General features: G+C 40.4%; 12 protein-coding genes. 1 reads left to right on the top strand and 11 read right to left on the bottom strand.

Annotated elements, in window-relative coordinates:
- Nucleotides 1-103: 103 nt before the first annotated feature.
- The 3 genes from D8847_RS00380 to D8847_RS00390 all read right to left on the bottom strand — a co-directional run bounded on the left by D8847_RS00380 (nucleotide 104) and on the right by D8847_RS00390 (nucleotide 4582).
- A complete protein-coding gene (locus D8847_RS00380) occupies nucleotides 104-1333 on the bottom strand; it encodes a tetratricopeptide repeat protein (protein ID WP_185757894.1) in 1230 nt (409 codons plus the stop codon).
- Nucleotides 1323-2489, bottom strand: coding sequence for an AI-2E family transporter (locus D8847_RS00385; RefSeq protein WP_125840230.1), 1167 nt, complete (start codon nucleotides 2487-2489; stop codon nucleotides 1323-1325). The genes D8847_RS00380 and D8847_RS00385 overlap by 11 nt, the downstream gene beginning before the upstream one ends.
- A gap of 116 nt (nucleotides 2490-2605) precedes the next feature.
- On the bottom strand, nucleotides 2606-4582 hold the full coding sequence (locus tag D8847_RS00390; protein ID WP_125840231.1) for a peptide ABC transporter substrate-binding protein: 1977 nt from the start codon (nucleotides 4580-4582) through the stop codon (nucleotides 2606-2608).
- A gap of 176 nt (nucleotides 4583-4758) precedes the next feature.
- Between D8847_RS00390 and D8847_RS00395 the strand changes: the two genes are divergently transcribed.
- On the top strand, nucleotides 4759-5772 hold the full coding sequence (locus tag D8847_RS00395; RefSeq protein ID WP_125840232.1) for a lactonase family protein: 1014 nt from the start codon (nucleotides 4759-4761) through the stop codon (nucleotides 5770-5772).
- Between the two features lie 43 nt (nucleotides 5773-5815).
- On the opposite strand, the gene D8847_RS00400 is transcribed toward D8847_RS00395, so the two are convergent.
- From D8847_RS00400 to D8847_RS00435, 8 genes are all read right to left on the bottom strand, one after another.
- Nucleotides 5816-6235 carry a F0F1 ATP synthase subunit epsilon gene (locus D8847_RS00400; protein WP_000940837.1) on the bottom strand — a complete coding sequence of 140 codons (420 nt, stop codon included), beginning with the start codon at nucleotides 6233-6235 and terminating at the stop codon, nucleotides 5816-5818.
- Nucleotides 6236-6245: 10 nt separating this feature from the next.
- Nucleotides 6246-7652, bottom strand: a complete 1407-nt coding sequence (gene atpD, locus D8847_RS00405; protein WP_000094373.1) for a F0F1 ATP synthase subunit beta — start codon at nucleotides 7650-7652, stop codon at nucleotides 6246-6248.
- Between the two features lie 85 nt (nucleotides 7653-7737).
- A complete protein-coding gene (locus tag D8847_RS00410) occupies nucleotides 7738-8616 on the bottom strand; it encodes a F0F1 ATP synthase subunit gamma (protein WP_000301231.1) in 879 nt (292 codons plus the stop codon).
- 15 nt (nucleotides 8617-8631) lie between these two features.
- Nucleotides 8632-10137 carry a F0F1 ATP synthase subunit alpha gene (gene atpA / locus D8847_RS00415; RefSeq protein WP_045617024.1) on the bottom strand — a complete coding sequence of 502 codons (1506 nt, stop codon included), beginning with the start codon at nucleotides 10135-10137 and terminating at the stop codon, nucleotides 8632-8634.
- Nucleotides 10138-10151: 14 nt separating this feature from the next.
- On the bottom strand, nucleotides 10152-10688 hold the full coding sequence (locus D8847_RS00420) for a F0F1 ATP synthase subunit delta (protein ID WP_000358986.1): 537 nt from the start codon (nucleotides 10686-10688) through the stop codon (nucleotides 10152-10154).
- The gene (gene atpF, locus D8847_RS00425; protein ID WP_000558551.1) at nucleotides 10688-11182 is read right to left on the bottom strand and encodes a F0F1 ATP synthase subunit B; all 495 of its coding nucleotides are present in this window, start codon (nucleotides 11180-11182) and stop codon (nucleotides 10688-10690) included. The genes D8847_RS00420 and atpF overlap by 1 nt, the downstream gene beginning before the upstream one ends.
- Nucleotides 11183-11195: 13 nt before the next feature.
- Entirely contained in the window at nucleotides 11196-11909 is a 714-nt protein-coding gene (gene atpB, locus D8847_RS00430; protein WP_000392854.1) for a F0F1 ATP synthase subunit A, read from the bottom strand.
- 34 nt (nucleotides 11910-11943) lie between these two features.
- Complete coding sequence (locus D8847_RS00435) at nucleotides 11944-12144, bottom strand: F0F1 ATP synthase subunit C (protein WP_001054552.1); 201 nt, start codon at nucleotides 12142-12144, stop codon at nucleotides 11944-11946.
- Between the last annotated feature and the right edge of the window lie 97 nt (nucleotides 12145-12241).

The following is a 12241-nucleotide window of genomic DNA, read 5'->3' on the forward strand; positions in this document are numbered from 1 at the left end:
AGCATAAATAAACAATTTAGCAAGAGTAATTGTAAAAAAATTCCATTTCTTCCAAAAAAACGTATCTGCCAAATTGACAGATACGTTTTTAGAGAGATAACTTTTAAAGTGTTTCTATGAGTTCTTGCATCTGAACATCATCTGGAACGAGTTTTAAATAGGCTTCAGCTTGTACCTTTGCTTCTTCAAAATATCCCAATTCACGCAAGAGATAAGTATATTGCTCTAAAAACTCGGGATTGTCCTTGAGGTCAGATGACAGTTCTTGATAGAGCTCATAGGCCTTATCTAAATCCTCGATTTCCTGGTAAGAACGGGCAATCATCCACTTAGTCAAGAGATTTTCAGGTTCTTGACTTTGGAGAGCAATGATATCTTCATACCGTTCTTGTTCCATATAAATAGTTGCAAGGCGAAGGAAAATTTCTTCTGTATCCTCTGCATCTTCTTTAGCAGTAAGGAGAAACTGCTCTGCAGCACTAGGATCATGCAATTCATACGAAAACTGAGAAGCAGCTAGCAAGAGACGGGTTTCAAATGGATTTTTCTCCAGTCCTTTTTTAACGATACGAAGGGCCTCTTCCACCTGATGTTCCTTGTGCAAGGCTTGACTATAACCATACTCATATCCTTCAAAATCTGGTGAAATGGTATCAATCTGCTTAAAGTAAAGAACAGATTTTTGATACTCTTCTTGATCAAAGTAAAGACTAGCCAGTTCAAAGGCAGTTTGGTCATCGTATTCTAGTTCTAAGGCTTTTTCTAAGAATTCAGTTGCAGTTTCAAACTTGCCTAACTGGGCATAAGCGTAGCCAATTCGTTGATAGGTTGATACGCCCGTTTGCTCATAGATGGAGCGATTGTCTAATTGAGCATAGCCCTGAATGGCTTCCTGATAATTTCCTAACTCGCTATCCAACTCAGCCAAACCAAAAAGTAATAAGGCATCATCTGAGTAATTTAAGGCTTCCAGTAACTTTTCGCGTGCTACATCTGTCAATCCTTCCAACTGATAGAGGTCTGCCTTCAAGGCCAAGGCCGATACGTACCAGTCACTTTCGGGTGTGATTTCCTCAAGGTAAGCAAAGGCTTCTTCAACATTGCCATCCTCACTAGCAATACTTGCTAAATTAAGATTCACTTCTGGAAATTCTGTAACGATATTTTGGTAAATTTCTTTTGCTTGAGGATAAAAGCCAATTCCCTCTAGATAGCTTGCTAGTTCGTAAAGAACTTCACTTGAATCTGTTTCGAGGGCTTTGTGAAAATACTGATCCGCTTTGGTTAAATCTTGGTCATCCAAAGCTTGGAGCATGCGTTGACTATTGTTCACTCTTGATTTCCTCCCCTTCTTCTTCATATAGACCGCTGACTTTTTTATACCAATTAAAGATAGCTGAGATAACAACCTTGGCAGAAGCATAGACAGGAATTCCCAGCAAGACTCCCCAAATACCAAACATAGAACCTGAAGTTAGGAGAACAAAGAGGACATTGATCGGATGGATGTTTAGCTGACTACCTAAAATAAGCGGAGAAACGAAGCGACCTTCAATCGTTTGTTCAACAATAAAGACAATAATCACTTTCAAAAGCATAACAGGCCCCGCTATCAAGCCCAAAACCAAAGCAGGCAACATCGCTAGAAAACTACCTAGATAAGGTACTAGATTGAGGATACCAGCCGTGATCCCCAGAGTCACAGCATATCTGAGACCAATAATCTTAAAGAAGATAATAAACATAATCGCCACTATAATAGCAACTGTAACCTGCCCTCTAACGTAGTTTGATAACTGTTTATTAACATCTGACAAAACTTGTCCTACTGGTTCCTTTAACTTCGTGGGAATAAACTTGGTCAAATAATCTCGCAAACCTTTCCCATCGCGTAAAAGATAAAAGAGCATGAAAGGTACGATAATGACCGCTACAATAACCTGGGATACACTGCTGACAAAGGCGCTCACCCAGTTAACGGCTTGGGAAGAGATTTTGCTCGCCCACATCGTCGCCTCAGTAGAAATATTCGCAAGAACCTGCTCCAATTGCGGTCTAAAATCATCTGGCAAACGTTTGGTTACAAGGTCGTTGATAACCTTATCAGCATCTTCCAGGTATGTCGGCACATTCTTTGCAAAATTTAAGACCTGATGTTGCAGATTTGGAATAGCAACTGCCAGCCCCCAAATGATAAAGAAACCAATTATAACAAAAAGAATACTAATGGCAAGAACACGATTGATTTTGTGTTTCTCCATCCAGTCAACAATCGGATTAAGGAGATAATAAAGTAAACCAGATAAAATAACTGGCAACATGACAACTCCTAGAAAATCTAAAACTGGTAAAAAAATAAAACTAATCTTACTTAGAATGAAAAGGTTCAAGCCCAGTAACAAGGTCACCAAGAATACAGTAATAGCTTTGTTATCTAAAAACCACTTGAAGAACCAAGATAGGCTAAAATGTTTCTCTTTATGTTCCATAAATACATCCTTTCTGTCATTCTCTCATTATACCATTTTTAGACTAAAATAACTCTTTTTTAAAGTGCTTACATGAATAGACAAAAAGAAAAATCTCCTCTATTGAGGAGATTTATTTAATCTTTAATATGACTTGATAGTTGTTTTTGGTATTCTTCGTTTGATTTTGCTTTTTCTTCAGCAAATTTCTTACGGAATTCTTCCATTTCTTTACTTGTCACAATCTTATCTTGAATCTTCAGATATTTATAACTGTTTTCACCTGTTTTATCACCGACCCAACCATCTGCTCCTGTTCCTGGGACTTTCTTTGTAACAAGCATTTGGGCACCGTCAGAGTTAACAGGGATGATCAAAGCACTATCTGTCAACCATGCTTGAGCTTTAGCATATTTTGAATAGCGTTTTTCGAGATTTGTTTTCTCACTGTTTGCATCATCAAGTAATTCTTTGTATTTATCCAATCCTACTGCCTTAATGGCTGAACTATCTGATCCTGGTGCAATACCAAGTGCTCCAAGAAGAGTTGGTCCAGATGTTGGATCAAATGCATCAAGATAGGTTGATGGATCTGCATAGTCTGGGCTCCATCCACTGTTTGGATTGATATCCCAGTCGATATTGTCTTTTGAAGTTGCAAGAACGGTCATACTTCCCAATTCATCATCAGAAACTTGTTGGATATCAACCACGACATTTTCAACTCCAAGAGCTTCCTCTATTGATTGTTTATACGATTGAGCTTGACGTACAAAATCTGTTTGAGTAGAGGAAACTGGCAAGTCCAAATGAACAGGGAACTGAACACCGTCAGCTTGAAGAGTTTTCTTAGCCGCTTCAAGTTTAGTTTTAGCTTTATCTACATTATGAAGTGAATCTTGTGCATCATCTAGGCTAACATCGCTCCAAGCAGTATCCAACTTGTCAAGTTCTGCTTTTGTTACTTGACCAAAAGATTGATCTCCAATTTGAACAAACGTTGGAGGTGTAAAGCTAGTACGTAATTTACGAGGGGCAACTTCATCACCAAATACTTGAGAGACAGCAGCCTTACGATCTGCTCCAAAAGCCAAGGCTTGGCGGAAATCTTTGTTCAACAAAGCTTTCTTAGTAGATGTCTTTTCTTCGTCCGTTGTTTTAGAAGTATGGTTATAGGCTACACGGTCAATATTAGTTGAAATGTAGTAGCTACCTCCTCTTTGTTGACCATACACAATGTTGTCTTTGTATTTTTCTTTGAATCGCTCATAGTTTGCAGAATTCTTAAAGAGCGGAGCTGCTGGGTAGTGGCCTTCATCAAAACCACGACCAAGAGAGTCTGCATCTTGACCATCAAAGAAGGTCAATTTTATATCATCAATGAAGACATTTCCTTTATCCCAATAGTTTTGGTTTTTTGTCATCTCGATTGAAGATTTCGATGTGAGACCTTTCAGAAGGTAAGGACCATTGTATAGAATACTTGTAACATCAGTAGGTTTACCAAAATCATCCCCTTTAGAGGCTAAAAAGTCTTCATTGATTGGTGCTAAAACACCCATCGTTGTCTTGGAATTCCAGAAAGATTCAGGATTATTAAGCGTATAAACGAGTGTATAATCATCTGTCGCCTTAATTCCAACAGTAGAAAAATCATTTGTTTTCCCGTTAATATAATCATCCAACCCTTTGATTGAATCCTGTACGAGATAGAGGGCTTGTGATTTCTTAGCGACAGCATGTTTCAAACCTGTCACGAAATCCTGAGCCTTTACTTCACCATATTCTTCGCCTTCATTAGTGTACCACTTAATCCCTTTTCGGATTTTATAGGTGTAAGTCAAACCATCTTTAGAAACACTCCAGTCCTCTGCTACAGACGGTACAAGATTTCCATATTGGTCATTCTCAAGCAAACCATCGATGACATTCCCAGTCACCTGTTTGGTACTGGAATTTCCAGAAACTGTGTAGTCCAAAGTTGCGGGATCCGATGAGAAGACATAAGTATAAGTCACAGGTTGGTTGGCATTTTTACCACCAGACGAACAAGCTGCTAGTAGTGCTGAGGACAACACTGCTACTGCAGCCGTTAGAAAAATACGTTTTTTCATAAGGCACTCCTTTAAATCAAATATATGATTATTATATCACTTTGATTTTTGAAAGCAAGGTAAAAACTAAATAAATCTCCCTAAGGTGTTTTCTGTAATTTTCAAAAAATGATGAAAGTCAGTTAAGAATTTTATTTTGTGGTATAATAAATTTATCATTATTAAGAGGTATGGACATGAAAGAAACTGTTTATTTTGGAACTTACACTCGTCGCTTATCTAAAGGGATTTACAAAGCTGATTTTAATACAGAAACAGGCCAGCTTGCAAATCTTGAACTCTTTGCTGCTGAACCAAGTCCGACCTACCTTGCCTTTGACCAACAGCAACATTTATACACCGTAGGGAGCCAGGATGGTTTGGGTGGAATCGCTGCTTACAAGACCGACGGCACCTTATTAAATCATGTGGTGGAAGAAGGCGCTCCTCATTGTTATGTGGCAGTGGATGAAAAACGTAGTCTCGTTTATGGGGCCAACTATCATAAGGGGCAAGTTCTGGTTTATAAACGTCAAACGGATGGTAGCCTCATTCAAACAGATCTAGATCAGCATAGTGGACAAGGTCCTCATAAAAATCAAACTTCTCCTCATGTCCACTTTGCAGATCTAACACCTGACCAGTATCTCGTCACATGTGATCTAGGTACGGATGAAGTAACGACCTACGATGTTAGTCCAGAAGGAAAACTAAGTAAACTCTACACTTATAACAGCCAAGCTGGGGCAGGTGCTCGCCACATCGTTTTCCATCATCATTATAAGATTGCCTACCTCATCTGTGAACTCAACAGTACCATTGAAGTCTTGATTTACGATGGTGTTGGTGAATTTGAACGCATGCAAGTCATTTCGACTTTGCCAGATGGATATGAGGAATTTAATGCTACTGCTGCCATTCGTCTTTCAAAAGACGGCAAATACCTCTATGCATCCAACCGAGGTCATGATTCCATTGCTGTATTTAGCATCCTAGCTGATGGTAGTCTGGAGTTATTAGAAATTGTGCCCAGCCACGGACAAAATCCGCGCGATTTCAATCTTACTCCTGACCAAGAATTTCTAATTGCAGTTCACCAAGATTCAGATAATGCAACCGTCTTTAAACGTAATCCTGAAACTGGTCGATTAGCTGAGCTTTCTAACGATTTCCAAGTTCCCGAAGCTGTTTGCATCACATTTAAACATTAATGTAAAATAAAAATGAACTCGCTTAAGCAAGTTCATTTTTATTTTATAGTTTATTTCCGACATTGATACGGTTAATGGCACGTTGTAAAGCAACCTTAGCTCGCCGTTCTTGGTCAATCAAGTGTTTATCTTGTGCTTCTTCAATCTCACGTTCAGCACGAAGTTTAGCACGTTGGGCACGGCTAATATCGATATCACGAGCACGTTCTGCTGAGTCTGCTACAATAGTAATGATGTCATTGGCAATCTCGATAATTCCTCCGTTCACTGCAATCCAGTTCACATGAGTATCGTCATCGATTCGTTTTACCTTTACTTCATCAACCGCTAAAACCGCAATCATATTTTCATGTCGTGGCAAGATCCCCATCTCACCATCCAGAGTTCGTACCGATACAAAGCTGGCATGGTGATCATAGACGAGGCCATCTGGTGTCACGATCTGGACAGTTAAATGAGCCATAGATCACCTCTTAAAATCCCATTTTCTCAGCTTTTGCAATCACATCTTCGATTGAACCGACACCACGGAAAGCATCTTCTGGTAGATGGTCATGTTTTCCTTCAAGGATTTCCTTAAAGCCGCGAACTGTTTCCGCCACTGGTACATAAGAACCAGGTTGGCCAGTAAATTGTTCGGCAACGTTAAAGTTTTGAGACAAGAAGAACTGGATACGACGGGCACGAGCAACCAAAGTCTTTTCTTCATCAGAGAGTTCATCCATACCAAGGATAGCAATGATATCTTGCAATTCATGGTAACGTTGAAGGACACGTTTGACCTCAGCAGCAACTGCATAGTGCTCCTCACCAACAATCTCAGGTGCCAAGGCACGAGAGCTTGAAGCCAGTGGATCAACGGCTGGGTAGATACCCAACTGTACCAACTTACGTTCCAAGTTTGTTGTTGAATCCAAGTGAGCGAAGGCTGTTGCTGGCGCAGGGTCAGTATAGTCATCCGCTGGCACATAGATAGCCTGGATAGAGGTTACAGATCCCTTCTTGGTTGATGTGATACGTTCTTGCAATTGACCCATTTCCGTAGCAAGTGTTGGTTGGTAACCAACGGCTGAAGGCATACGACCCAAAAGGGCAGATACTTCTGAACCAGCTTGAGTGAAACGGAAGATATTATCGATAAAGAGAAGCACATCTTGACCTTCTACATCACGGAAGTATTCAGCAATTGTCAAACCAGTAAGGGCAACACGCATACGTGCTCCAGGTGGTTCATTCATCTGACCAAATACCATGGCTGTTTTCTCGATAACGCCTGATTCTTTCATTTCCCAGTAAAGGTCGTTCCCTTCACGAGTACGTTCCCCAACACCAGTAAATACTGAAATACCACCGTGTTCTTGGGCAATGTTGTGAATCAATTCTTGGATCAAGACAGTTTTACCAACTCCGGCACCACCGAAGAGTCCAACTTTCCCACCTTTAAGGTAAGGGGCAAGAAGGTCGATAACCTTGATCCCTGTTTCCAAGATTTCAGATGAGGTAGACAATTCATCAAAAGTTGGAGCTTTCTTATGAATTGGCTGACGCTCAGCGTCTTCATCGAAAGGAGCATCCAAGTCAATGGTATCTCCCAAAACGTTGAAGACACGTCCCAAAGTTTCTTTACCTACTGGCACAGAGATTGGACGGCCTGTGTCCAAAACTTCCATTCCACGAGTCAAACCATCTGTTGATTCCATGGCGATCGTACGAACCATACCATCACCCAACTCCAAGGCTACTTCAAGGACGATTTTTGTTTTTCTTTCGTCATTTTTGTAGACGACAAGTGCATTATTAATCTCAGGAAGTGTTTCCCCTGCTGCGAACAAGACGTCGACAACGGGTCCAATAACCTGAGCAATTTTACCTGAACTCATCTCCTTCTCCTATTCTATATAAGATACTGTCGGTTCCTAGTTCACCTAGGTCCTAAGTTCATTTTGATACGAGGGAGGCAAAGCCTTATTCTAAGGCACTAGCCCCCGCTACAATTTCTGTAATTTCTTGTGTAATCGCCGCCTGTCTGGCACGGTTATACTGGATTGTCAAATCATTGATGACTTTCTTAGCATTATCAGTCGCCGTTTGCATGGCTGTCATACCTGCAGCATTCTCAGCTGTCTTGGCATCGATGATAGCCCCGTATATCATGCTTTCTGCAAACTGAGGTAACAACTGCTCTAGAATCTCATCACGACTCGTTTCCAACTCAAAGGTCAAGCTATACTCTTCATCCGCTTCATTTGGATCTAAGTCAACAATCGGCAACATTTGTTCCACACGCATTTGACTTGTGAGAGTATTGACATGATGGTTGTAACAAACATAGAGTTCATCAAAAAGTTCATTTTGATACATTTCAATCGTTTTTGAAATAATTTTACGAACTTCATCAAAACTTGGTTGGTCGGCCAAGCCACGTAGTTCATAGATTGGTTGAATGCCACGAGCCTTAAAGAAATCAGCTCCCATACCACCAATACAGATTATCTCAAAACCTGTACCATCTGGATGGTATTCTTCTTTCAGCTCCATCACAGCTTTAAGGATGGAAGCATTATAACCTCCAACCAAGCCACGGTCTGAAGTAATAACGATATAGCCTGTTTTCTTAACTGGGCGACTAATGAGCATCGGATTGGTAGAACCACCAGATCCGTTACCATGCAGAATATCCGTCAAAAGCTTACGAACCTTCTGAGCATAAACTTGAAAGTTACGTGCTGCTTCTTCAGAGCGACCTAACTTGGCAGCCGATACCATTTGCATGGCATTGGTGATTTGACTAGTATTTTTTGTTGAGGCGATTTTTGTTTTAATATCATTTAGAGATACTGCCATTTGACACCTCTATTCTTATTGGAAGCTGGATTGATTGAGAAACTCTGTAATCGCAGCATCCAAGACTGCCTCTTCTGGCAAGTCTTTTGTTTCACGAATAGTTTCCAAAATCTCTGGATGTTGTGCATCAAAGAAATCATGAAACTCTTCCTCAAAACGAACAATGTCATCTACAGGAATCGTATCCAAGAAACCATGTGTCAAAGCATAAAGAATGATTACTTGTTTCTCAACAGGTAATGGTTTATGAACTGGTTGTTTCAGAACTTCAACGGTACGACGTCCACGATTTAACTTAGCTTGAGTAGCCGCATCCAAATCAGAACCAAACTTAGTGAAGGCTTCCAACTCACGATATGAAGCAAGGTCGATACGAAGTGTACCAGCAACCTTCTTCATAGCTTTGATTTGTGCAGAACCACCTACACGAGATACAGATGAACCCGCATCGATAGCTGGACGAATACCCGCATTGAAGAGACCATCGCCAAGGAAGATTTGACCATCTGTGATTGAAATCACGTTAGTTGCGATATAAGCAGAGATATCTCCTGCTTGTGTCTCGATAAATGGTAAAGCTGTGATTGAACCACCACCAAGTTCATCAGAAACCTTAGCTGAACGCTCAAGCAAACGGCTATGAAGGTAGAAAACATCCCCAGGGAAGGCTTCACGACCTGGTGGACGACGAAGCAAGAGGGAAAGTTCACGATAAGCGACCGCTTGTTTTGAAAGATCATCATAAACGATCAAAACATGCTTCCCTTGGTACATAAACTCTTCTGCCATAGCAACCCCAGCATAAGGAGCTAGGAAGAGCAATGGAGAAGGTTGTGAAGCAGAAGCTGTCACAACGATTGTGTAGTCCAAGGCACCGTACTGACGAAGTGTTTCAACTTGCGTACGAACAGTTGACTCTTTTTGCCCAATCGCTACATAGATACAGATCATATCTTGACCTTTTTGGTTCAAAATAGCATCAATAGCGATGGTTGTTTTCCCTGTCTGACGGTCACCGATGATCAACTCACGTTGACCACGACCAATCGGAACAAGGGCATCAATAGCTTTCAAACCTGTTTGCAATGGTTCTGATACAGACTTACGTTGCATAACGCCAGGAGCCGGCGCTTCTACTGGACGAGACTTATCGGTATGGATTTCTCCAAGACCGTCAACTGGACGACCAAGTGGATCCACAACACGTCCAATAAGGCTCTCACCAACAGGAACTTCCATGATTTTACCTGTACGGCGAATGGTATCGCCTTCACGAATATCTGTAAAGTCACCTAGGATGATAATCCCAACGTCTGTTGACTCCAAGTTCTGCGCCATCCCATAAGAGCCGTTTTCAAAAATCAACAGCTCCCCACTCATGGCATTTTCAAGGCCGTGAGCACGCGCAATTCCGTCCCCGATATAGGTTACAACACCTGTTTCAGATACATCAAAATTGGGTTTGAAATTTTCAATTTGTTGCTTAATTAAAGCGCTGATTTCTTGTGCGTTAATTGCCAAAAGAACACCACTTTCTATTTCAAATTTTCTTTAACAACTCGAAGTTGTTGTTTAATACTCACATCAATTGTCTTGTGATTAGCAAAAATGACAAAACCACCAATGAGTCCTTCATCAATTTGTTCTTTGACGCTCCGCACTTTCAGAGACATTTTTTTCTCTATCAATGGGAGCAGACGTTCCTTCTGTTCATCTGTTAAAGGATGAGCTGAAGAAATCGTGACTACAAAACGATTGGTCTCTTTTTCAAGGCGATTCAAACAATCTGCAATTACTTCATAAAAAAGATTTGCTCTGTGATTGTAAACCAGGACTTGAATAAAGTTTTGCATTAAAGGTGACACAGAGTCTTGAAAGAAACGAACTGTTTTTTCCTTATCTGACTCATCAACTGCCACCTGAGCTAAAAAAGAAGGTAAGCCCGTTTCTTCTGCGACTTGCTTGATTTGATCCAAGTCTGAAAAAATCCGGTCCTCTTCTCCTTTTTCAATCACTAATTGGACAAAAGGCATGCTGTATTTTTCAATTACCTTTGCTGTTTTCTTGTCCATTAGGCTTCTCCTAGCTGATCGATATACTGATCAATGAGTTCCTTATGGGCATGACTGTCAAGGTTTTGTGAGATGATTTTTCCAGCTAGACTAACTGTCAAATCTGCCACCTCGCCCTTAACACTCTGTAAAGCCTCAGCTTTGTTTTGCGCAATTTCTTGGTTAGCTTTTTCTTTCAAGCGACCAGCTTCTAGCTTAGCTTCAGCCAAAATATCTGATTTACTCTTTTCAGCTGTCTCTTTAGCATTTTCAATGATAGTTTTAGCTTCACTACGACTACCTGCTAATTCATCTTCGCGCTTTTGAGCAAGAGTCTCTGCTTTTTGACGAGCTTGTTCAGCGCCATCAATATCAGCAGCAATCTTTTCAGCTCGTTCTTCAAAGATACTTGTCAAGTTTGACCATGCGTATTTTTTGACTAAGACGACCAAAAGGATAAAAGAGCCAGCGATTAAAATAAAGTTACCAATCAATTCACCTACTGTTACGTGCATCATTTACTCCTTTCTACTCTTCATCATTAATTTTATTTCCTAGATACATTGAAGACAAGACTGTGAATACATAGGCCTGAACACAGGAAATAAACACAGAGAATGCCGTCCAGACAAGATTGGTAACAAATGCCACTGGATACCAATAAAGAGCCTGATGAGAAAGAGTAATAAGCAAGCTTGCCATCACTTCTCCGGCAAAGATATTCCCGAACACCCGCAAAGCAAGTGATAGGAAATTCGTGACTTCTTCAAGGAGATTCATCGGCGTCATGAAACCTGGGGTTACAAAACCTTTTAAATATTTTTTAATACCACGACGACGAATTCCTTCTATATGGGTCATCAGGATAATTCCAAATGACAAGGCCAAGTCAAACTGGAGATTTGCAGTTGGCGATGTCCAAAGGTTTGTCCCATCTGTAGTTTGAAGTTTCGCCATCAAACCAAGATTGTTTGCGATAACCATAAAAAGAAATAAACACAAGTAAAAGAGTGAGTAATCTTTCATGTACCGAGAACCTACGTTGGGTTCTGTAAATCCGACTACAAAGTCATAGAGATACTCTAGTACATTTTGCTTTCCTTTGGGTTTCACAGTCATATTACGACTTGCCCAATAGATAAAGCCAAAAATCAGTGCCACAGACAACAAAGTCAATGCTGTCAAGGTTAAATCAAAGGTAACAGGACCAATATTGATGGTTGGATTGATACTTTCTTCCATCTAGAATCCTCCCTTTTCCATTTTATACTTCTCTTTATTTGATGATAAATGAAAATACGAGAGTTACAAAGAATGTTCCTTCGATAAAGGCAATCCCCATGATCATCAAACTACGCAATTGTGGGATGATATCTGGTTGGCGTGCTGCAGATTTGAACAAACCGTTCATCAAAAATCCTTCTGCAAGAGACACACCCATACAGGCAAGACATAGACCGAAAAATGTTAAATTCATGATGAATTCTCCTTTTATTTAAAATTTACTTACTTAGTTTAGTCCTAAAATTTGTTTTTGTCAACTTTTTACTTACGTTGGAAGCGTTTCAGATGAT

Origin of the sequence: Streptococcus mitis (assembly GCF_003942795.1) — a bacterium.
Classification (GTDB): domain Bacteria; phylum Bacillota; class Bacilli; order Lactobacillales; family Streptococcaceae; genus Streptococcus; species Streptococcus mitis_BJ.

Excerpts from the sequence above, each read along its gene's own strand:
- D8847_RS00385 (WP_125840230.1), bottom strand. The coding sequence starts at position 2,489 with ATGGAACATAAAGAGAAACATTTTAGCCTATCTTGGTTCTTCAAGTGG.
- D8847_RS00390 (WP_125840231.1), bottom strand. The coding sequence starts at position 4,582 with ATGAAAAAACGTATTTTTCTAACGGCTGCAGTAGCAGTGTTGTCCTCA.
- D8847_RS00395 (WP_125840232.1), top strand. The coding sequence starts at position 4,759 with ATGAAAGAAACTGTTTATTTTGGAACTTACACTCGTCGCTTATCTAAA.
- D8847_RS00400 (WP_000940837.1), bottom strand. The coding sequence starts at position 6,235 with ATGGCTCATTTAACTGTCCAGATCGTGACACCAGATGGCCTCGTCTAT.
- atpD (WP_000094373.1), bottom strand. The coding sequence starts at position 7,652 with ATGAGTTCAGGTAAAATTGCTCAGGTTATTGGACCCGTTGTCGACGTC.
- D8847_RS00410 (WP_000301231.1), bottom strand. The coding sequence starts at position 8,616 with ATGGCAGTATCTCTAAATGATATTAAAACAAAAATCGCCTCAACAAAA.
- D8847_RS00420 (WP_000358986.1), bottom strand. The coding sequence starts at position 10,688 with ATGGACAAGAAAACAGCAAAGGTAATTGAAAAATACAGCATGCCTTTT.
- atpF (WP_000558551.1), bottom strand. The coding sequence starts at position 11,182 with ATGCACGTAACAGTAGGTGAATTGATTGGTAACTTTATTTTAATCGCT.
- atpB (WP_000392854.1), bottom strand. The coding sequence starts at position 11,909 with ATGGAAGAAAGTATCAATCCAACCATCAATATTGGTCCTGTTACCTTT.
- D8847_RS00435 (WP_001054552.1), bottom strand. The coding sequence starts at position 12,144 with ATGAATTTAACATTTTTCGGTCTATGTCTTGCCTGTATGGGTGTGTCT.